The organism is Chryseobacterium taiwanense (assembly GCF_000813825.1).
Taxonomy (GTDB): domain Bacteria; phylum Bacteroidota; class Bacteroidia; order Flavobacteriales; family Weeksellaceae; genus Chryseobacterium; species Chryseobacterium taiwanense.
In genome coordinates this window covers 111,373-133,316 of record NZ_JWTA01000003.1, presented here as the reverse complement: position 1 = coordinate 133,316, position 21,944 = coordinate 111,373, and the positions used below count along the sequence as shown (strand labels likewise).

The window sequence follows — 21,944 nt, the reverse complement described above, 5'->3', positions numbered from 1 at the left end:
TAAAATTTTCTATTTTCCTAATTGAAACTTTAACGTTCCAGTTTGCAAAAATACAATAAAAAAAACCTTATCCGAAGATAAGGTTTTCATATGTTATTAAATGTTTCTTATTTTGTCTGAGCCGGTTGAGCCTGCTGTTGTGCAGCTGCTTGCTGAGCCGCTACTACTGCAGGATCCATTCCTCCACCTTGCTGTAGCTGAACATTTGGATCTACTTTAGGAGCAGATAAACCTGTTTGCTTATCTAAAATTGTTACCAATTCCTGCTCACCAAGGTTTACAAAAGATCTGCTTGCAATTTTACCATCTTTATCGATGATTACAAAGTTTGGAAGTTTGAAACCGTAAACCCCATATTTTTTTGCAATATCAGAGTTCAATCCTCCTTCAGCATATACATTTGTTCCTGCAATCCCTTTCAACATAGCATTGCTTGTTTTAATGAACTGATCTTTTGTGTCATCTACATTTACAAAAACAAAATTCATTTTTGATTTATAGAAATTAACCACTTCTTTTAGAACAGGCACTGTAGATTCAGCGATGTAAGGATTCCAAGATGCATAAAAGCATAACATATATGGTTTCCCTTTATTTTCTGATAATTTATAAGCTTTACCATCTTGTTTGATAAGTGATGCTTCCGGTGCAACTTCTCCTATTTTTAAACCAATAACTGCTGTTTGAATTTTAGCAAGATCTGCTTTAATAGTAGCATCCTTAATTTCAGTATCGATAATATTTTTAATCTTTTCTGAAGTCTTAGCAGGAGTTCCCGGGTGAATATCAGACTGAGCCATTACAAACGCCAATAAATAATCTTTAGCTGTTTGTGATAAATTTTTATCTGTTTTTAAATACTGAGAGAAAAGTTCAGAAGTTGTCACATCTGTTTTACCTTTACTATTCGCTTCTGCATACTTTTGGAAATCAGGACTCATTTTAGTCAATAAGTACTGTCTGTAAAAAGGATTTTCTTTCACCATTACATCTTTATTCTCCTGAAGTTTGGTTTCATAATCTGTGAAAACTTTTGAAGGCTTGAATGATGGATTTCCAGAAAACTGCTTTTGTCTCATTTCAAACTGCATAAGGATAGAAAGGATGGTTGCAGAAAGATCATTCTTTTTCCAAGTTACAATTTCGCTATCAGGATTGAATTTCTTAACATTCTGATCAATATTATCGCTAATATTTTTTTCAATTTTTTCAACTCCTGCTACAAAAGCTTTATCATCTTTTGTCATCAAATCTGCCATAGTAGCATTTACTTTCTGACCGTATTCTCCAAGATATTTTTGAGTGGCCATAAAGAAATCATTGTTATTCTTAGCATCACCAGTAATTACATATTCTGATGGGAATGTAGCACCATTTCCAGAAATTTCAAGAGTCTGCCCTCCTTTCAGATATACTAAATTTTGTTTACCTGCGTAATTGATCAAATACATTCCATTTTTAGGAGCTTCAAAGCTACCAGAGAATGTTCCGTCATTTTTTACTCCAATATTTGCCAAAGGTAATGTAGCAACCCCTGAAGCTTCAATAAATTCGATTCTTTCTAACGGAGAAGCTCCCGCGATTTTTCCTTTTACTTCAACTTTTTTAGAGCAAGACACCGCAAAAACAGCGATGATAAACAATAAAAGATATTTTTTCATTTTTGATTTTAAATAATGTAGCAAAAATAAGTTTTTCCAATCAACTGAAAACAATTATTTAAGCTATTTTATGAAAGATTTAACTAATATTTCGGTTATTCAAGAAAACAATATGATAAGACTTTCTTTAACTGAAAATTCTGGGCAGAATAAATGACAGAACAAATAAGAAAAATGAATAAAAAAGCTTTCAATGAATTGCTTTATTTATTCCTGAAATACTCATATTCATATCGTAAAGGCGTTTGAAAAAATGATTATATAAAAAAATCGTCATCCGGTAAAGGTGACGATTTTTTCTATTATATATATGATAAATTTTTATCCTCTGTCAGCAAGAGCTGCCATATACTCTCTGTTCATTCTAGCGATGTTTTCAAGAGAAATTCCTTTCGGGCATTCTACTTCACAAGCACCCGTGTTTGAACAGTTTCCGAATCCTTCTTCGTCCATAGCTTTCACCATATTCAGAACTCTTCTCTTCGCTTCTACTCTACCTTGAGGTAAAAGAGCATACTGAGAAACTTTAGCTCCTACGAATAGCATTGCAGAACCATTTTTACAAGTCGCTACACAAGCTCCACATCCGATACAAGCCGCAGCATCCATTGCTTTATCTGCATCTTCTTTAGGAACCGGAATTGCATTAGCATCCAAAGTATTCCCTGAAGTGTTCACCGAAATAAAACCACCTGCAGCCATTACTCTGTCGAATGCGCTTCTGTCTACCATTAAGTCTTTAATCACAGGGAAAGCAGCACTTCTCCAAGGTTCAATAACGATAGTTTCACCGTCTTTGAACATTCTCATGTGAAGCTGGCAAGTCGTGATACCTGTGTCAGGACCGTGAGCTCTACCATTGATGTAAAGAGAACACATACCGCAAATCCCTTCACGACAGTCGTGGTCGAAAGCGATAGGCTCTTTTCCTTCATTAATGATATTTTCATTCAGAATATCCAACATTTCTAAGAAAGAAGAATCTGTAGAAACATCTGATATTTTGTAGGTCTCAAACTGACCTTTAGTTTTGCTATTTTTTTGTCTCCAAATTTTTAGGGTAAGATGAAGGCCTTTTTTTGCACTCATAATTATTTATTTATAGGTTGGAGATTATTTGTAACTTCTTGCTTTAACTTCAATGTTTTCGTAGATCAAGTCTTCTTTGTGCAGAACTTCAGTGGTGATATCATCACTTTGATATTCCCAAGCTCCAACATATTTAAAGTTAACATCATCTCTTTCTGCTTCACCTTCAGGAGTAGCATGATCTTCTCTGAAGTGTCCACCACAAGATTCGTTTCTGTGTAGTGCATCAATTGCCATCAATTGTCCAAGCTCGATAAAGTCTGCAACTCTGAATGCTTTTTCAAGCTCAGTGTTCATTCCATCAACATCACCAGGAACTTTTACATCTGCCCAGAATTCTTTTTTCACCTGAGCAATTTCAGCAATAGCTTCTTTCAACCCTTCAGGAGTTCTTCCCATTCCTACTTTATTCCACATGATGTGTCCTAATTTTTTGTGGAAATGATCTACTGAATGAGTTCCTTTATTATTTAAGAAGAAATTAATTTTATCTTTAATTTCTTTTTCAGCTTTGTCAAAATCTGCAGAATTTGTAGGAATTGTACCTGTTCTGATGTCAGCCGAAAGATAATCTGCAATCGTGTAAGGAAGTACGAAATATCCGTCTGCCAAACCTTGCATCAAAGCAGAAGCTCCCAATCTGTTTGCTCCGTGATCTGAGAAGTTAGCTTCACCAATTACGAAACATCCTGGGATTGTAGATTGTAGGTTGTAATCTACCCAAACACCACCCATTGTGTAGTGAACCGCAGGATAAATCTTCATTGGAGTTTTGTAAGGATCATCCGCAGTAATTTTCTCGTACATTACGAATAAGTTACCGTATTTCTCCTCAACCCAAGCTTTCCCTAAATCATAGATCTGCTGATCTGTAGGATTGTGAATATGTTTTTCGATAGCGGCTTCTTTACCTTTTTTGATGATCTCTGTAGAGAAATCTAAGTAAACACCTTCTTTCGTATCATTATTTTCGATTCCGAAACCAGCATCACATCTTTCTTTACCCGCTCTAGACGCAACGTCTCTAGGCACCAAGTTTCCGAATGCAGGATATCTTCTTTCTAAATAATAATCTCTATCTTCTTCTTTAATATTTTCAGGTCTTAATTTACCTTCTCTAATGGCTACTGAATCTTCAATTTTCTTAGGAACCCAGATTCTTCCTGAGTTTCTTAGTGATTCAGACATCAAAGTCAATTTAGACTGCTGAGTTCCGTGAACCGGAATACAAGTCGGGTGAATCTGTACGTAGCAAGGGTTTGCGAAGTACGCTCCTTTTTTGTGGATTTTCCAAGCCGCAGAAACGTTTGATCCCATTGCGTTGGTAGAAAGGAAATATACGTTTCCGTAACCTCCTGAAGCAATTACAACCGCGTGAGCAGAATGTCTTTCAATCTCACCTGTCACCAAGTTTCTTGCGATGATTCCTCTTGCTTTTCCGTCTACAATTACTAATTCCATCATTTCGTGACGGTTGTACATTTTGATTCTCCCTTTACCGATTTGACGGCTCATTGAAGAATATGCACCTAATAATAACTGTTGACCAGTTTGTCCTTTTGCGTAGAAAGTTCTTTTTACCTGAACCCCACCAAATGAACGGTTATCTAACTGACCGCCGTAATCTCTCCCGAAAGGAACTCCCTGAGAAACACATTGGTCGATAATATTTGCAGAAACTTCAGCTAATCTGTAAACGTTTGCCTCTCTTGCTCTATAGTCACCACCTTTGATGGTATCGTAGAACAATCTGTAAGTAGAGTCACCGTCTCCCTGATAATTTTTAGCTGCGTTGATCCCTCCCTGAGCTGCAATAGAGTGTGCTCTTCTTGGAGAATCCTGATAGCAAAATGCTTTTACGTTATATCCCTGCTCTGCTAAAGTTGCAGCAGCAGAACCACCTGCCAAACCTGTCCCAACAACAATAATATCAATCTTATCTCTGTTGTTTGGTGCAACAAGGTTCATATGGTCTTTATGATTTTTCCACTTATCCTTTAGAGGACCCGCCGGAATTTTTGAATCTAATTTACTCATACTATTATATTGATATTATGATTGAGTTACGAAGTGATAAATTGCGATAAAGATAAAACCTGCAGGAATAATGATAGAATACCATTTTCCGAAGGCTTTGATTACCGGAGTATATTTTGGGTGTCTTGCCCCAATTGACTGGAATGAAGACTGGAAACCATGAGCCAAGTGTAATCCCAACAAAACGAAAGCAATTACATAAATAGCCACTCTCCAAAGGTCTGCAAACTTTTCATGAAGCTCCGGCCAAAAACGTTCTGCATCAGGAGCAATACCTTCAACATACTTGTAGTTGATTTCGTGCAACCAGAAGTCATACAAGTGAAGCGCCAAGAAAGCCAAAACAACTGCTCCAGAAATAATCATATTTCTAGACATCCATGTAGAATTCACAGAAGGGTTGTTTGAAGCGTACTTTACTGGACGCGCCTTGTTATTCTTAATTTCCAATACAAATCCCATAATGAAATGGAAAATAACTGCAAAACCAAGAACAGGCTGCATTAAGAACTGCACAAAAGGATTATAGCCCATAAAGTCTGATGCCGTGTTGAATGCATCACGATTTAGAACTGATAACAAATTGGTCGTCAAATGCAGTATAAGAAAGATCAGCAAAAATAGAGCTGATAATGCCATAGCATATTTTCTACCTATCGTAGAACTCGTTAAACCTGCCATATAAGTTTAAATTTGAATTTCCACAAAATTATGAAATGTTAACAATATCAAAAAGTGAGAAATCTCACAATTTATCAGTTTGTAATGTTTCTAAATAAGAATTTTAAGTATTATTAAATAACGGAAAAATAAAAAAGCCAACAATCATTTCATCGTGTAAACTTTATTTCCATAAACAATCTTCTGAGCTGTATTTGGGAGTGGTTTTATCATAACTGAACGAAGTCTTCTTGAGGAACAATAGGGATTAACGATAAACCGTATAACTTTCTGTTTATCTGTTTTTTCATCAATCCAAAAACACACCTTACTTCCTTTTTTCACAGAAAGTACTTTATGCTTATAAAAATCGTGGATTAATACCTCATCTTTTTTATCCTGATATACGTTAAAACCTGTTCTGATGATGAAAAATACCAACGTACATATTATCAATCTCGCAGAATTTTTAATATTAAATTTCAAAATTAGAAACCTCAGCAAATAAACGCCGATGAACAAACACACTACCTCAATTAAATTCATTGCTATATTTTCTGAAAAAAGGAAGTCTATACCTGCAAACCAATGAATCAATTCAAGTAAAGTCTGAACTACAAAATCATAAATACTGTTAAAAAAAGAAATATCTAAACCAAACGCAAAAAAAGCAGTCATTAAAAAAGAGAATATGATGATTACCTCTGAAAAAGGCACTATAATAAAATTCGCAAGAATGGAAACAAATGAAAACTGGTGAAAATAAAACAACACCAACGGCAATGTAGCCAATTGAGCAGAAATAGAAATCGACATGGTATTAAAAATCAATTTCTTAAAATAGGTATCTGCTTTGGGCAAATAATGCAAAATCGGTTGATTCAACCAAAAGATTCCCAACACGGCAAGAAAGCTCAATTGAAAACCGACGTCAAAAAGTTGCTGGGAATCAAAAATTAAAATTACAAAAGCAGACAAAGCCAAAGAATGTAATAAATCTGGTTTTCGTTGAAGCAAAACATAGATAAAATAAACCGTCAACATGATACATGATCTCACCACTGAATTTCCGAATCCAATAAATACAGCAAACAGCCAAATAAAAATTAAACTGGAAATGATTGCATATTTTCTGTTCCGGAGCGGAAAAATCTTCATTAGCAACATATAGAACAATCCGAAAATCACCACGATATGTGTTCCTGAAATGGCTAAAAAATGCACCAATCCTGATTTATTAAAATCCTGCAAAGTTTCGGAATCAATCTCAGTACGATCAGCCAAAATGATTCCTTTTAAAAACTCCTGAGTTTTGGGAGAAAGATTGGATTGGTTAATCTTTTGTAAAACCTCTACTCTTTTCTGCTGTATTTTTTCGGATAAAGAAAGGTCAGATCTTTGTGTTGATACAATTTCCCCGTTAAGATAAAATTGCGACTGTATCTTTTTTCGATGAAGGTATTTCGCATAATTAAACTGAAAATCATACTGAGGTTCTTTTACATCATACCGAAAAGCTTTTGACTTATAGTAATTCTCAAAATTCAATTCTTTAGATGTTTTAGGCAGATAAATGAGAGCGTTTTTATATTCTTTGCCTTCTTTTACCAACGCTTCATATTTCTTATATTTCTCCGTAGAATTTAGTTTTTTAGAAATTTTAAAAACAACAAAATCTTCTTTTTGGGAAACCTTATTCGTATCATTAAAATTTTGAAAATAGTGGAAACAAATTCCAATTCCGAAAAACGAAACCATCAACAAAAGAGGCTTAGTCTTAGAAATAAAATAAGAATGGTAAAATGTAGTAAGCAAAAAGATAACACTCAGAATGATAGCTCCTACTAAGATCTTTTCAGTCACAGGAAAAGTATCTTGCAGAAATATCCCGAGAATAAAACAAACACAAAGAATTAGTAAAGGTTGTTTATTCAATATCAAGTGATTTGAACAACCAATTTAATAAATTTTCAAATACAAAAAATAGCAAAATATTGATTTTCAAAACTAATCAGTAAACAATAGTAATTTTAGAGCTTCATGATCACGTCTGCAGCATTTTCACTGGCTCCTTTTCCTCCCAACTTCTCTCTCAGTAATTCATAATTTTTAAGAACCTCCGATCTATTCTCCCCTTCCAACATTTTCTTTAATTCTTCAACCAGATTTTTAGTATTTAAATCATTCTGAATTAATTCTTTCACAACCTCCTGATCCATAATTAGATTCACCAAAGAAATATATTTAATATTCTTTACCAATCTTTTCGCAATGGCATAAGAAACTTTACTTCCACGATAGCAAACAACTTCTGGAACATTCAGTAATGCCGTTTCTAAAGTTGCTGTTCCCGAAGTGACCAAAGCGGCTTTTGAACATCTTAATAAATCATACGTTCTGTTGGAAACAAAATGTACGTTTTCATCTACATATTTTTCATAAAACTCTTTCGGGAGACTTGGCGCACCGGCAATGACAAACTGATATTCTTTAAAATACGGTCTTACGGAAAGCATTATTTCAAGCATTTTTTCAACTTCCTGTTTTCTGGAACCTGGCAAAAGGGCTATAATTTCTTTCTCGTTTAATCCGTTTTCTTTTTTAAATTCTTCAATATTAATTTCCTGAAGAGTGGAAATGGCGTCTAACAAAGGATGTCCTACAAAGTGAGAATGAACATTATGCTTTTTATAAAAATCTTCTTCAAAAGGAAGAATCACCATCATTTCATCTACATATTTTTTGATGATCTCTACTCTACCTTCTTTCCACGCCCAAAGTTGAGGAGAAATATAATACACGACTTTTATCCCCAATTCTTTCGCAAACTTTGCAATTCTTAAATTAAATCCCGGATAATCCACTAAAATCAAAACATCGGGTTTATTATTTCTGATGTCCTCTTTGCAGAATTTAATATTATTCAAAATGGTTTTTAAATTCATCGCAACTTCCAAAAAGCCCATGAAAGCCAAATCACGGTAATGTTTCACCAATGTTCCGCCTTGTTTTTCCATAAGATCACCTCCCCAAAATCTAAATTCTGCGTTCGCATCTTTTTGTTTTAAAGCTTTCATTAAATTACTTCCGTGTAGATCTCCGGATGCTTCTCCTGCGATAATATAATATTTCATTTCTTCTGAAATCTTTTATGTTTTTATGACCATCAGCAAACACTCAACTTAATTTTTCTCCTTACCAAAAAATATACGTTATGGGAGGTTTCTATGATCAGAATAGAAAACAAATAAGACATTGTACTATCTTAATTTGTAAATTTGTTCAAAGATAATGATAAAAATGTCAGAAGAATTTGAAATACGAAATAAAGTTGCAGAAAGCGGTTTAATCAATTTTGACCTTACGAGTCTTGTTCCAAAAGGAGTAAGAAAAGGAATTGATTTAAAAGATTTTCTCTACATGGAAATGATTTTAAAAGAAAAAGATTTCCGTGAAAAAGTGGCCGCAATCAATCCTGAAGATTACCAAGACGCTTATGTCTATATATACAACTCTGCAGATGCCATTGTTCCGCTTTGGGCTTATTTTTTAATTACTGCCAAAATCACTGATGTCACTAAGAAAATTGTATTCGGAGACAAAGAAGATTTGGAAGTTATTTTGATGCACAACGCAATTCAAAGCTATGACTTTGATGATATGAGAGGCAAAAGAGTTCTCGTAAAAGGCTGTTCAGACAAAGAGATTCCGGAAAACGCATACATTGAACTTGTTGAGCAATTGCAACCGATTGTAAAGTCTCTTATGTTCGGAGAAGCTTGCTCTAATGTTTCTATTTTAAAGAATTAATTTAACACAAAGTTAATTCTTCATAAAACATTCAACAATTGCAATATAAAAAACTCTTCATTCGGAATTTTTAATAAATTTGATTTCAACAATTAAAAATCACATACGAAATGAGTTTACTAGATCTACTTACCGGAAACACCAGTAACCAGGTTGCTGAAAAGGCCGAAAATAAATTCGGAATCAACAGAAATCAAATCATTGCCTTATTAGCAGTAGCTGCCCCTTTGATTATTTCTTATTTGAGAAACAAATCTCAGGACGCTAAAGAAGCTGAAGCACTAAACAATGCATTAGATAAAGATCATGACGGAAGCATCCTTAATGATTCATCTCAATTAGAAGCCAGAGAATCGGAAGGCGGTTCTATTTTGAGTCATATTTTTGGTGGCGATAAACAGAATGTAGAAAACCAACTTTCCCAAAATACAGGTATTTCTATTGATAAGATCGGTCCTGTTTTAGCAATGTTAGCTCCCGTAATTATGGGATATATCGGAAAAGAAAAACAGCAAAGTAATGTAGGAGCAGGAGGTTTAGGAGATCTTTTAGGAGGAATTCTTGGTAATGCATCCAACCAAGCTCAAGCGCAACAGTCCAGCCCGTTGAATGATATTTTAGGTAGCGTTTTGGGTGGTGGACAATCACAATCTTCCGGAAATCCATTGAACGATATTTTGGGAAGTGTTCTTGGAGGCGGTAATAATAACAATCAACAAAACCAGCAAGGAGGCGGATTAGGAGACATTCTAGGAAGCTTTTTAGGAGGAAAATAAATTTCTTATCCATTAAAATATTTAGATACCGAAGATTGGTCTTCGGTATTTTTTTTGTTTTAAAAATTAAAATTTCAATAATTAATTATCGTAAAACAATAATTAATTATATATTTGCAATAATAAAACATTCAATAAATGAAATTACTCGGACCAAAATCTATTTCTACAGGATTATCTTATTTTTTCTTCCTGCAATTTATTTTCTTGCTTACAAATTCACTCTATCTTTTTAAGCAAGTATCTATGTACAAATTCTTACAACCTATTTTTTCTTTCTGTCTTTAGGAATTATCATGCAATTCATCACAGTATTCTCCAAGAAAGAATACCAATTACAAACCGAAAACGATTTAACAATTTAAGCAATCAGTATAATGAAAATTCTTGACACAAAATCAATAACAAAATATTCAAGTTATTTGATGTTTATCATATTTTTAATCCTAACATTTTTTCTCCTCTACTTTATCATTGGTTACAATATTTGTCACTACAATCAAAAAAGTACTGAACCTATTTTAAGTGAAACCTTTTCAATTGAACAAATGAGTTCGTATCCCGTATACCGCATCAATTATCCATTCACCAACATTAAATTTATATCCGGAATATTGAATAACTCCTTAGATTTCATCATTGGCGTTATCGGATTTGGAGGATTTGCATTTTACTTCTTTTGTCTGTATAAAGTTTTACAATCATTATCATTGCCAAAAATCTTCAACAAAAGCGTGATCAGATGGATACGAATATTTATGGTTTACAACTTTATTTTTGTATTTATTTATATCATCTTCTGGATCTTTATTTCCGGTTCTTTTAATCCTGTACAGCTTATCTTCGGTACTTTCCCTTTTATTCTATTAGGTTTTGTATCTGCTTTTGTGAACTCATTCTTCAAAAGAGGCTTTGAAATGCAAAATGAAAACGATTTAACCATTTAAATAATCAACATTATGAAAATTATCGGTAAAAATTCTTTATCACAATATATCAGTTATTTGCTTTTTGTATTGTTTATCATCATTGCTTTTCACCTAGTATATGAGATTATTGGTCACACAATTTTATTATACAAATACAAAACCGGAAGCACGATATTATCAGATACTTTTGCTTTGGCAAATGATGTAGGATGGAGTAAAAACAAATGGACAATCCCAATGGAAAACCAGTTAAAATTCAGAATAAATTATCCCTTTTCTAACATCCAGATGGTAACGGGAATCTATGGTTCAAGTCAAATCATCCACAACATTATAGGAATGTTTTTCTTGAGTTTCTTTTTCTATTTCTCATATCAATGCTTCAAAGAAATGAGTGTAGATCAAATTTTCAATCAGAACGCAATAAAATGGCTTAAAAGATTTTGTTTTCTAAATCTGACCATCGCTGTAGTAGGTGTTTTCGAATTTTTCTACTTTAAAATGGATTCTGTATACACTCTATTGACATTCTTCTTTTTTGCTTTCTTTGGAATGATTATTCTCTTTGTTGTAGAATTTTTCAAAAAGGGATTAGCTTTGCAAACTGAAAACGACTTAACAATTTAAATTATGCCAATCATCATCAACGTAGACGTAATGCTCGCTAAGCGAAAAATGCAGTCACAGGAATTGGCTGAAAAAATAGGAATCACGCAGGCCAATCTTTCTATTCTGAAAACTGGAAAAGCCAAAGCTGTAAAGCTGTCCACACTGGAAGCCATTTGCAAAGCACTAGATTGCCAACCCGGAGACATTCTTGAATATGTAAAAGACTAAATCTTTTTCAGATTTAAAATATTCTTTTATAAACATTCTGATTATTCAAAGGTCAATCACTACTCGTAAAAAAACACATTTTTATATACAACTTTACTCAAAAACTTCCGAAAGGGAGTTTTTTTGCTTATAAAACTTCTAAAAATCTTATCTTTGCCAACGGAAAATTCAAGGTTCGAATTTGAACCTTAAACATTGAACTTTAAACAAATAATTATGTTTCGATCGCACACAAACGGAGAATTATCTCTGAAAAATCTTAATGAAGAAGTTACACTTTCAGGATGGGTACAGACTATCCGTGATAAAGGATTTATGATTTGGATAGATCTTCGAGATCGTTACGGAATTACTCAGTTGGTTTTCGACCAAGACCGTTCTACAGCAGAATTGATGGAAAATGCAAAAAAACTGGGACGTGAATTCGTAATTCAGGTTACAGGACGCACCATCGAAAGAGTAAGCAAAAACCCCAATATTCCAACTGGAGAAATTGAAATTTTAGTTGAAAAATTAACAGTTCTTAATGAATCTCAGCTTCCGCCTTTCACAATTGAAGATGAAACGGATGGAGGTGAAGAATTGAGAATGAAATACCGCTACCTAGATATCAGAAGAAATCCTGTAAAAGATAAATTGATCTTCCGTCACAAAATGGCGCAGAAAGTAAGAAATTATCTTTCAGAAGAAGGATTTATCGAGGTTGAAACTCCTGTCTTAATTAAATCTACACCGGAAGGAGCAAGAGATTTCGTGGTTCCAAGCAGAATGAATCCGGGACAATTCTATGCGCTTCCACAGTCTCCGCAGACTTTCAAACAATTGTTAATGGTGGGTGGAATGGATAAATATTTCCAGATCGTAAAATGTTTCCGTGACGAAGACTTAAGAGCCGACAGACAGCCGGAATTCACACAAATCGATTGTGAAATGGCTTTCGTAGAACAGGAAGACGTGATGAATGTTTTCGAAGGGATGACTAAAACTTTGATTAAAGATATCACAGGTCAGGAATTCGGAACTTTCCCAAGAATGACGTTTGCAGACGCAATGCAAAAATATGGAAACGACAAACCGGATATCCGTTTCGGAATGGAGTTCGTAGAATTGAACGATTTAGTAAAAGGAAAAGATTTCAAAATATTTGATGAAGCAGAATTGGTTGTAGGGATCAATGTAGAAGGATGTGCAGACTATACAAGAAAACAAATCGATGAGCTTGTTGATTGGGTAAAAAGACCTCAAATCGGAGCATCAGGAATGGTTTGGGCTAAATTCCAAAATGACGGGGTAAAAACTTCTTCTGTAAATAAATTCTACAATGAAGAAGACTTAGCAAAAATCATCGAAAAATTCGGAGCAAAAGAAGGCGATTTAATGTTGATTCTTTCAGGAAACGAGCACAAAGTAAGAACTCAGCTTTCAGCGTTGAGAATGGAGCTAGGAAACCGCTTAGGATTAAGAAAAGGAGATGTATTTGCTCCACTTTGGGTTGTTGACTTCCCATTATTGGAATTCGACGAAGAAAGCGGACGTTACCACGCAATGCACCACCCTTTCACCTCTCCAAAACCTGAAGACATTCATTTATTGGAAACAGATCCTGGGAAAGCAAGAGCAAACGCTTACGACATGGTATTGAACGGAAACGAGATCGGTGGAGGTTCTATCAGAATTTTCGATAAAGACCTTCAGTCTAAAATGTTCGATCTACTAGGTTTTTCAAAAGAAGAAGCAGAAGCTCAGTTTGGATTCCTGATGAACGCCTTCAAATACGGAGCACCACCTCACGGAGGATTAGCTTTCGGATTTGACCGTTTGGTAGCTATTCTTGACGGAAACGAAGTCATCAGAGATTATATTGCTTTCCCTAAAAATAATTCAGGACGTGATGTAATGATCGATGCTCCTTCTTCGATTGCTAATGAGCAGCTTGATGAACTGGAATTAAAATTGAATTTAAAAGCATAAATTTAGAGCGGAGATTTTTTCTCCGCTTTTTTATTTAAACTAAAACCATGAACGAAGAAATTCTTACTTACAACATACCTTATTCAGAAATAATTTTAAGACAAATTAATCAGTATGAGTTTAAAAGACTTTGGGAAAATAATCTTACTAAAAACAACAAAAACCTTTTAGGTGGAATCATCACCTTATTAATTGCAATAATGTTCTTTATTACCAAAGATTACGGGTTTTCAGGATTATTTGCCGGATTTGGAATTGCTACATGTAGCAATTATATCTCATATTATTCATCATACAGAAAAAACAAGAAAAAATTTCATAAACTTATTGATAAAGAAATTTTAAATCTTAAAATAAATTCAACTGATACAATTTGGGAATTTACTCCCACCCATTTTGGTTTCAGAAATTATAAATCTGAATATAAATTTATATGGCAGGAAATTACATACTGTATTTTAGACGACAAATATCTTTACATTACAGCATCTTCATTTCTGAATTTTATTTTAGACAAGGCAAATATTGATGAAGACAACTTTAATAAGACCATTCATTATCTTGAGAACAAATCTCAGTTTAAAGAGATTTAAGCTTAAGGTAATTTAGCCACCAAACTCTCCGGCAACATTTTCAAAATCAGATAAATCAGGTTCCATTTAAAATTCGGAACAATGGTAAAAGAATTTCCGGCATTTACAATGAATTTTGCCACATAATCAGGTTCCATAATTAAAGATTCATTCAATTGTAAACCTTCATTAATTTTTGTACGAATATAACCAATCACCAAAGCATTTACTTTGATATTTCTTGAAGCTAATTCCTGTCTTAAACCAGTCAAATAAGTCGTAAAAGCTGCTTTTGTACTTCCATACACAAAATTACTTTTTCGTCCTCTCACACCCGAAAGCGAAGACAATCCGATGATTCGTTCTAAATTTTTATTGTTTTTATCTGCTGCAATAATATTTAAGATCGAAACAGCTCCCATATAATTCACCATCATCATTTGCCGAGCTCCTTTAAAGTCATTTAAGGCTTTTTCATTATCCACTAAAAATCCTGCCGAATAAACGACAATATGAGGCTTTACTTGAAGTTCATCATAAAACTTTTGATGAGAATCAAAATCTACGGAATCAAAGTACAAAACCGTAACCTTTGCATCAAAACGATTTTCAGTCACAAAATTTCGAAGGGAATCTATATTTCTTGAAGCAGCAATTACTGAAAAACCTTTTTTGATATATTGTTTGATACATTCTTTGGCAACATCTGAATTTGCGCCTAAAATAAGAACCGTTTTGCTTGTGTTTTGATCCATAAAACAAAGATAATTGTATTAATGACAGCTTACTAAAAAATTTTCGGCGGGGTGAGCTTTGCTCACCCCGCCGAAACGAAATATTTTTCAAACAAAGAAAATTAATTTTTCTCTTCGATTTCCTTTTTATCAGATGCTTTGTCGGCAGTCTTCGCTTTATCTCCGAAACGAGCTTCTGTAAACTCTCTAGAGACAGCAGCTTTTTCAAATTTTAGCTTTCCAGATAATGTTTCAATAACAAAACCATCATCCTGAACCTGAGCAATTCTTCCGTGAAGACCCGAAGTAAGCACTACTCTAGTTCCTACTTTCAACGTTTCCTGAAAGTTTTTTTCTTGCTTTTGCTTTCTCATTTGAGGTCTTATCATTAAAAAATAAAACCCTACAAACATTACCCCCATCATGATCAGCATCATGGATGAGTTTCCTCCTTGCGGAGCTTGTAAAAAGATTGATAGTAAACTCATCATATTATGGTTGAATATTCGCAGTGAATGTTAATTTAATTGGAGCTTTTTCTACATTCGCAAAAACATCAGCATATTTATTTACTGCTCCGTCAAAGTTTGTAGAATCAAAGTGCAAAGTAATCTTTCCTTTTTTACCCGGCATGATTGGCTCTTTTGTAAAATCAGGAGCTGTACATCCACAACCTGGCTTTACTTCAGAAATTACCAAAGGATTTGTACCCGTATTTGTTACTTCATATACGTGTTGTACTTTATCACCTTTTTTAATTTGTCCGAAATCAAAATTGCTTTCAGAAAGAGCAATGGTTGTTAGTGGTTGGTTTGAAACCGGAGCAGCAGCTGTTTCAGTTGAAACTGGAGCTACAGTAGAATCAGCAGGAGTTATAGTGGTAGCAGTAGAATCTGTAGCCACAGCATCTGCCGTCTGAGTTTCTTTATTTTCTTTTTTACAAGAAACCAAACCGAAGCCTATAATAGACAAAGCGATAATTGATAACGTCTTTTTCATGTTAAATTCTATTTTGATCTTTACAATATTTATCTAAAATTCCATTAATAAAGATATTGGATCTGTCTGTCGCAAATACTTTTGCAATCTCAATATATTCATTAATAATAACCTTTGAAGGGGTAAAAGGAAAATTATCAAGTTCCGCCAAAGCCGTAGATAAAATCACTCTATCCATCAAAGAAACTCTTTCCAAATCCCAGTTTTCCAGCCTTTCTTCCAGTTTCTTTTCATTGTTTTCCCAGCTATTCAATGTATTTCTCAATAGTTTCATTGCGAAAGTCTGATCTTCTTCATCTTTAATCATTTTGATCAACGTTCTGCTTTCTTCATCTTCTTTCAGGAAACCAATTGTTTTCTGAACCATTGAGTTAGCGATGTGGATATCATCATACCAAGAAAGTTCTTTATCTCCTAGATAATCATGAAAATCATCATTCTCAGCAATATATCTTAGAAATAATTTACCAATGAATTTTTGATCCTCCTCAAAAGAATACCCTTCTTCTTTCATAAAATCCTGATAACGCTTTCCTGCAGTAATTCTTTGGAAAGTTTTCACCAATAAATCATCATGCAAGTCCCACTTCAACTGCTTATGCTGTCCTGTGAAAAATAATCTCTCAGGATTTTCCTCTAACTTAATTAAAACTTGATTGTTGATGAATTTTTGATTAGGATTGATGTCAGACTCAGTTTTAATGTATTTATTCTTACCAATCTCAATTTGATTCTCTGCCAATTCTTTCAGAGAAACTAAAAAATTAAGTTGGTAGATGTATAAATAATAGATTTTCTCTATTCCGGAGAACATGTTTTTCTCTAATACATCAAACTTTACAGGGTTCTGGTAGTATGAATACACAGTCTGTACTACTTTTTCACGGATTTGTCTTCTTCCTAACATTCAAAGAGCTTTTTATGAGCGCAAAGATACAAAATTTAAAATTGATGAAATTCGTAGTCTGATGACATTTTTGTAATTTTGTAAAACTTTATGAAAGCGTTAAAAACCCTAAACCCTTATTTTTGGAAACACAAAATATTATTATTTTGGGGAGTACTATTCATCATCGCCAGTAATTTTTTCAACATATATAAAGTTCAGTTTGTAGGAAAATCAGTAGACGTATTAAAAAATTCTGCAGAAAAAGGAAATCTTGGTTTCAATCAGCAGGTTTTGATATATGTTGCTATTATCGTCGGCTGCTCATTATTAACAGGTTTTTTCACATTCATGATGCGACAAACTATTATTGTTGCTTCCAGAAGAATAGAATACGAGCTTAAAAATAAGATCTACAGACATTATCAAGAATTATCTTTAACAGATTACAAGCAAACAACTATCGGAGATTTAATGAATAGATTAAGCGAAGACGTTGTTGCTGTAAGAATGTATTTAGGTCCCGGTGTAATGTATGTTGCCAATTTGATCGTTTTGGTTATTATCACCGCAATTTACATGGTAAAAACCGATGCATCAATGACCATGTGGACATTGTTACCACTCCCGATTTTATCATATGCTATATATAAGGTAAGCTCAATTATAAATAAGAAGTCGAAAATCATGCAGAAAAGTCAGTCTGCAATTTCAACTTTTGTTCAGGATAGTTTTTCAGGAATTCGTGTGGTAAAGTTTTTCGCCAAAGAAAAATATATTGAAAAAAACTATGGTGTAAAAGTAACAGACTATCAAAACAAAGCTCTTGATTTAGCAAAAACAGAAGCTTATTTCTTCACCATCATATTATTCGTCATTGGACTCCTTAACGTTTCCATCATATTCATTGGAGGACAAAAATATATTGACGGACAACTAAGCATTGGTAAAATTGCAGATTTCTTCATGTATATCAATACACTGATCTTCCCTTTCTCAATGGTAGGTTGGGTAACTTCTGTTAATCAACGTGCGGAAGCTTCTATGCAAAGAATTAATGAATTCATGGATAAAAAATCTGAAATCGTTAATAAGAATTCTGAAACCTACCCTATTAAAGGAGATATTGAATTTAGAAATGTATCTTACGTTTATCCAAACACAGGTATTAAAGCTTTAGAAAATCTAAGTTTTACAGTAAAAGCAGGGGAATCTTTAGCTATTATGGGAAAAACAGGAAGCGGTAAATCAACCATTGCTTTATTACTTTCCAGATTAATCGATCCTACTGAAGGAGAAATTTTAATTGATGGGAAAAACCTTAAAGACCATAATTTAGAAAATTACAGGAATTTCATCGGATACATTCCTCAGGAAAGTTACCTATTCTCGGATTCTATAGAAAATAACATCGGATTCGCTATCGATAATCCTACTCATGAAAAAATTGTTGAGTATGCCAAAATCGCTGATGTTGATAAAAACATTATCGAGTTTAAAGACCAATATAAAACCATGGTTGGGGAACGCGGAGTGATGCTTTCGGGAGGACAAAAACAAAGAATTTGTATTGCAAGAGCTCTAATTAAAGACCCCAATATTATCATTTTTGATGATTCTCTGTCCGCTTTAGACACCGAAACCGAGCAGAATATCTTAGAAAATATTGATAAAAAAATTAACAATTCCACATCCATAATTATCACACATAGAGAGTCTAGCGCTCAAAAAGCCGATAAAATTATCAATCTTACTGAAATTGCAAATTCTGTAACCGCTTAGCCGTTTCGTTCCCAATTGTTAAATAAATCATAAAAAAAATTTTGTGATTAAAAGAAAACTTTTATATTTGTTCTTAACAAGATTAAAAAATATCTAACAATGAGTGAATACAAGGAACGCCATGAAAATGAAATTTTCACTAAGGTGTTAAAAGCAGGGAGAAGAACTTATTTCTTTGATGTGCGCGAGACGAAAGCAGGAGATTATTATCTTACGATTACAGAAAGTAAGAAAAACTTCGGAGAGAATGGAGAAGCTACATTCGAGAAACACAAAATTTACCTTTACAAGGAAGATTTTAAAAGTTTTCAGGAGATGTTTAATGAGTCCACAGATTTCATCATTAACGAGAAGGGTGAGGATGTAATTTCAGAAAAACATGATAAAGACTTCAAAAGCAAATCTTATACAATAGATTCTGACGACGAAGTTTAAAAAAGAAATACTAAAAAAACACAAGCATCTGAAAAAAGATGCTTTTTTTATGCACAAAAGTCAGATAATTAAAAATTGTAACTAAAAAAATTTAGATTATTTAACATTTGAATATGGTAATTTGAATTTCAGAATGCTATAAAATAAAAAAGTACACTTTTAAAAAGTGTACTTTTATTGGGTGAATGATGGGTCTCGAACCCACGACCTTCGGAACCACAATCCGACGCTCTAACCAACTGAGCTACAATCACCGTTTTCGTGCTGCAAATATACGCAAGATTTACAAACTACCAAACTATTCCATCAAAATTTTTCAAAGAAATTAACTTTTCTGACGTAAAGCCCTCAGCATAAGCAACTCCCGATAAACGCCCTAAATCCTGAGCCCGGTAAGTTAAGCTCTCATAAAAGTCTTTTGACGTAATTGGCGTCTCAGGTTCCTTTGAAGCAGGGTCATAGAATTGAGTTTTGAACGCCATACAAGCTTCAACTTTTTTATCTAAGTGTTCAGAAATGTCTATACAAAATTCCGGTTCAATATTTTTCCACTGAATATAATGGAAAATATGTTTGGGTCTCCACACCTCCTGGCTTTCTCCATCCAAAACTGTTTCTATTTTTCTCAATCCAGCTAAAAAGCACGCATCCGATACTAATTTCGCTCCTTTCGCATGATCTGGATGTCTATCGTCAATTGCATTCGCCAAGACGATTTCTGGCCTATATTTGCGGATCATTTTTACAATCCTCATTTGATATTCTTCCGAATTCTCCAAAAAGCCATCCTTCATTCCAAGATTTTCCCTTGCAGCTACACCCAGAATTTTTGCAGCATCCATTGCCTCAGCTTTTCTGGTTTGCTCAGTTCCTCGTGTTCCCAGTTCTCCTTTGGTAAGATCTACGATAGCACATGTTTTACCCTCAGAAATTAATTTAGCAATAGTTCCGCCACATCCTAGCTCTACATCATCGGGGTGTGCCCCAAAAGCAAGTATATCTATTTTCATATCTCAAAGATAAGATTTAAAACAAAAACTTCCCAAACGAAACGAATGGGAAGTCTTTATATTAATAATTTAAATTATTTATTGATTTCTGCGTTCAATTTTACAGCATCCTGATAAGTAGGATCCAATTGAACCGATTTAGCAACATAATCTTTTGCTTTTGCCAAATCTGAGTCTTTACTCATATAAGCTACCGCAAAATATGCATAAGCAAGAGTTTGCTTGTTTGCTTCCTGATCTGCAGGTTTTACTGTACTAATGAATTTCTCATAAGCCATTTTTGCAGAATCATTATTTCCAGCTTGCTGATAAGAATATCCTTGGCTGTAATAAGCAGGTGCCCAATCCGGAAGAAGTGCACTCATTTTCTGCCATGTTACAATAGCTCCGTTCCAGTTTTTAACATCCTGATAAGCAGTTGCAAGTTTAAACAAAGCGTCTGAATCTTGTCCGTTTGCTGCTACTTGTTTTTTAAGTGCCTCAATAGTTGGGTTTGTTGGTCCTGCATCTACATCTGCTTGAGAAGCTCCTCCACCAGAAATTTTCATTAATTCCATATCCCACTTCATCGTCTCATCTTTTGCAGCTTTTGCAATAGCGATTTTCTGTTGTGCTTCTGTTGTTAAAGCAGTTTTCTTAGCTGCATCTTTTTCAGTTTTTGCCAATCCAGCTGCAATAAGACCTTGTAATCCTTGATCTGCAGGCTGAATTCTTGATTTTTCTGCTTGAGATACAAAATTATCCATATTTTGTTTTGCCTCAGCATAGTTTCCGTTAGCGTATAACTGATACGCTCTTAATTTGAACTTAATAGGATCATTGATCTTATCAAAGATTTTATCTAATACTTGCTTAGAGTTTGCATAATCGTCATTTGTAAAATAAAGTTTAGCAATTTCTAACTGAGTATACGGATCTTCATCAGCATATTTTGTATAGTTGATAAGGTCTTGAGTCGCTTTCTCATTTTGCTGATATCTGATATTATATGCTGCCATTGCTTTGTAAGCAGGTGCATAAGACGGATCTGTAGCAATAGCCTTCTCAATACTTGTTTTAGCTTGTTGCCACTGTTGAGCTGCCATCCACAAAGTTCCTATTCTTGTGTAAACAGATGCTTTATTTGTAGCTAATGGTAAAGCTTTATCATAAGCAGTCATTGCATCACCAGGAATTTTCTTCAATCTATAAGCATCACCTAATGTATAATAATAGTTTGCAGGAACTCCTTTTTTCTGAGCTTTTTCAACCGCTTTATTCAAATAGTCAATAGCTAAATCAGGTGCATTGTTTTTCTCAAATAACGTTAAAGCTTCAGCTGCTCTGAAAAGAACTTCTGCATCTTTTTCTTTAGAATCTGTAACAACTTTCTGAATTTCAGCAATTGCAGATTTATCTCCTTTTCCTAATTTAACAGAAGCCAAACCTATTTTATTTAAATAGCTTTTAGCATCAGCTGCTAATCCTTTATTAAAGTTTTCGGTAGCCGCAGCAAAATCAGGCTCACCTTGTCTAAGAAAAGTATTTCCTAAGTAAAAATAGTTTTCTGCTGTAGGTTCTTTAGCAATCATTTGAGTGAAGTTTGTTTTTGCCTGAGCAAATTTATCACTGTCTATACTATTGATACCGTCCTGCAATGTTTGTGCTGTTGCAAAACTGGTAAAAAATACTACTGCTGCTCCTAAAGCAATCTTTTTTACATTCATAATCATTATATCTTTCATTTTATATTTGTAAATTAAAAAAACTAGAATTA

General features: G+C 33.9%; 21 protein-coding genes and 1 tRNA gene. 9 read left to right on the top strand and 13 right to left on the bottom strand.

Annotated features, from left to right (window positions below):
- Positions 1-107: 107 nt before the first annotated feature.
- The 6 genes from RM51_RS03405 to lpxB form a co-directional block, all read right to left on the bottom strand.
- Positions 108-1,661 carry a TlpA family protein disulfide reductase gene (locus tag RM51_RS03405; protein WP_039365173.1) on the bottom strand — a complete coding sequence of 518 codons (1,554 nt, stop codon included), beginning with the start codon at positions 1,659-1,661 and terminating at the stop codon, positions 108-110.
- 321 nt (positions 1,662-1,982) lie between these two features.
- Positions 1,983-2,750, bottom strand: a complete 768-nt coding sequence (locus RM51_RS03400) for a succinate dehydrogenase/fumarate reductase iron-sulfur subunit (protein WP_039365171.1) — start codon at positions 2,748-2,750, stop codon at positions 1,983-1,985.
- Positions 2,751-2,774: 24 nt separating this feature from the next.
- A complete protein-coding gene (locus RM51_RS03395; protein WP_039365169.1) occupies positions 2,775-4,787 on the bottom strand; it encodes a fumarate reductase/succinate dehydrogenase flavoprotein subunit in 2,013 nt (670 codons plus the stop codon).
- A 15-nt stretch (positions 4,788-4,802) separates the two neighbouring features.
- Positions 4,803-5,468 carry a succinate dehydrogenase cytochrome b subunit gene (locus RM51_RS03390; RefSeq protein WP_039365167.1) on the bottom strand — a complete coding sequence of 222 codons (666 nt, stop codon included), beginning with the start codon at positions 5,466-5,468 and terminating at the stop codon, positions 4,803-4,805.
- Between the two features lie 144 nt (positions 5,469-5,612).
- Positions 5,613-7,382 (bottom strand): ComEC/Rec2 family competence protein, encoded by a 1,770-nt coding sequence (locus RM51_RS03385; protein ID WP_039365165.1) that lies wholly within the window; start codon positions 7,380-7,382, stop codon positions 5,613-5,615.
- 95 nt (positions 7,383-7,477) lie between these two features.
- Positions 7,478-8,581 (bottom strand): lipid-A-disaccharide synthase, encoded by a 1,104-nt coding sequence (gene lpxB, locus RM51_RS03380; RefSeq protein WP_039365163.1) that lies wholly within the window; start codon positions 8,579-8,581, stop codon positions 7,478-7,480.
- 166 nt (positions 8,582-8,747) lie between these two features.
- On the opposite strand from lpxB, the gene RM51_RS03375 reads away from it, so the two are divergent.
- The 7 genes from RM51_RS03375 (at position 8,748) to RM51_RS03345 (ending at position 14,363) form a co-directional block, all read left to right on the top strand.
- The gene (locus RM51_RS03375; RefSeq protein WP_039365161.1) at positions 8,748-9,257 is read left to right on the top strand and encodes a DUF2480 family protein; all 510 of its coding nucleotides are present in this window, start codon (positions 8,748-8,750) and stop codon (positions 9,255-9,257) included.
- 110 nt (positions 9,258-9,367) lie between these two features.
- Entirely contained in the window at positions 9,368-10,033 is a 666-nt protein-coding gene (locus RM51_RS03370; protein ID WP_039365159.1) for a DUF937 domain-containing protein, read from the top strand.
- Positions 10,034-10,581: 548 nt separating this feature from the next.
- Complete coding sequence (locus RM51_RS03365; RefSeq protein WP_165584979.1) at positions 10,582-10,980, top strand: DUF2975 domain-containing protein; 399 nt, start codon at positions 10,582-10,584, stop codon at positions 10,978-10,980.
- Positions 10,981-10,992: 12 nt separating this feature from the next.
- Positions 10,993-11,589 carry a DUF2975 domain-containing protein gene (locus RM51_RS03360; RefSeq protein WP_039365155.1) on the top strand — a complete coding sequence of 199 codons (597 nt, stop codon included), beginning with the start codon at positions 10,993-10,995 and terminating at the stop codon, positions 11,587-11,589.
- A gap of 3 nt (positions 11,590-11,592) precedes the next feature.
- A complete protein-coding gene (locus RM51_RS03355) occupies positions 11,593-11,799 on the top strand; it encodes a helix-turn-helix domain-containing protein (RefSeq protein ID WP_039365153.1) in 207 nt (68 codons plus the stop codon).
- A 216-nt stretch (positions 11,800-12,015) separates the two neighbouring features.
- A complete protein-coding gene (gene aspS, locus RM51_RS03350) occupies positions 12,016-13,770 on the top strand; it encodes an aspartate--tRNA ligase (protein ID WP_039365151.1) in 1,755 nt (584 codons plus the stop codon).
- Between the two features lie 47 nt (positions 13,771-13,817).
- Positions 13,818-14,363 (top strand): hypothetical protein, encoded by a 546-nt coding sequence (locus RM51_RS03345; RefSeq protein WP_039365149.1) that lies wholly within the window; start codon positions 13,818-13,820, stop codon positions 14,361-14,363.
- A 2-nt stretch (positions 14,364-14,365) separates the two neighbouring features.
- Here the strand turns inward: RM51_RS03345 and RM51_RS03340 are convergent, their stop codons facing one another.
- The 4 genes from RM51_RS03340 to nusB all read right to left on the bottom strand — a co-directional run bounded on the left by RM51_RS03340 (position 14,366) and on the right by nusB (position 16,982).
- Positions 14,366-15,097 carry an SDR family NAD(P)-dependent oxidoreductase gene (locus RM51_RS03340; RefSeq protein ID WP_039365147.1) on the bottom strand — a complete coding sequence of 244 codons (732 nt, stop codon included), beginning with the start codon at positions 15,095-15,097 and terminating at the stop codon, positions 14,366-14,368.
- A gap of 101 nt (positions 15,098-15,198) precedes the next feature.
- A complete protein-coding gene (gene yajC, locus RM51_RS03335; RefSeq protein WP_039365267.1) occupies positions 15,199-15,564 on the bottom strand; it encodes a preprotein translocase subunit YajC in 366 nt (121 codons plus the stop codon).
- 4 nt (positions 15,565-15,568) lie between these two features.
- Positions 15,569-16,075: a DUF1573 domain-containing protein gene (locus tag RM51_RS03330; protein ID WP_039365145.1), complete on the bottom strand. Its 507-nt coding sequence runs from the start codon at positions 16,073-16,075 to the stop codon at positions 15,569-15,571.
- 1 nt (position 16,076) lies between these two features.
- Complete coding sequence (nusB, locus tag RM51_RS03325; RefSeq protein ID WP_039365144.1) at positions 16,077-16,982, bottom strand: transcription antitermination factor NusB; 906 nt, start codon at positions 16,980-16,982, stop codon at positions 16,077-16,079.
- Between the two features lie 90 nt (positions 16,983-17,072).
- Between nusB and RM51_RS03320 the strand changes: the two genes are divergently transcribed.
- Positions 17,073-18,743, top strand: coding sequence for an ABC transporter ATP-binding protein (locus RM51_RS03320; RefSeq protein ID WP_039365142.1), 1,671 nt, complete (start codon positions 17,073-17,075; stop codon positions 18,741-18,743).
- Between the two features lie 99 nt (positions 18,744-18,842).
- Entirely contained in the window at positions 18,843-19,178 is a 336-nt protein-coding gene (locus RM51_RS03315) for a DUF3276 family protein (RefSeq protein WP_034679055.1), read from the top strand.
- Between the two features lie 179 nt (positions 19,179-19,357).
- Here RM51_RS03315 and RM51_RS03310 read toward each other — a convergent pair.
- The 3 genes from RM51_RS03310 to RM51_RS03300 form a co-directional block, all read right to left on the bottom strand.
- A tRNA-His gene (locus RM51_RS03310) sits at positions 19,358-19,433 on the bottom strand.
- A 35-nt stretch (positions 19,434-19,468) separates the two neighbouring features.
- Positions 19,469-20,188, bottom strand: coding sequence for a bacillithiol biosynthesis deacetylase BshB1 (gene bshB1 / locus RM51_RS03305; RefSeq protein ID WP_039365139.1), 720 nt, complete (start codon positions 20,186-20,188; stop codon positions 19,469-19,471).
- A gap of 74 nt (positions 20,189-20,262) precedes the next feature.
- Positions 20,263-21,912, bottom strand: coding sequence for a tetratricopeptide repeat protein (locus RM51_RS03300; RefSeq protein WP_039365137.1), 1,650 nt, complete (start codon positions 21,910-21,912; stop codon positions 20,263-20,265).
- Positions 21,913-21,944 lie beyond the last annotated feature (32 nt).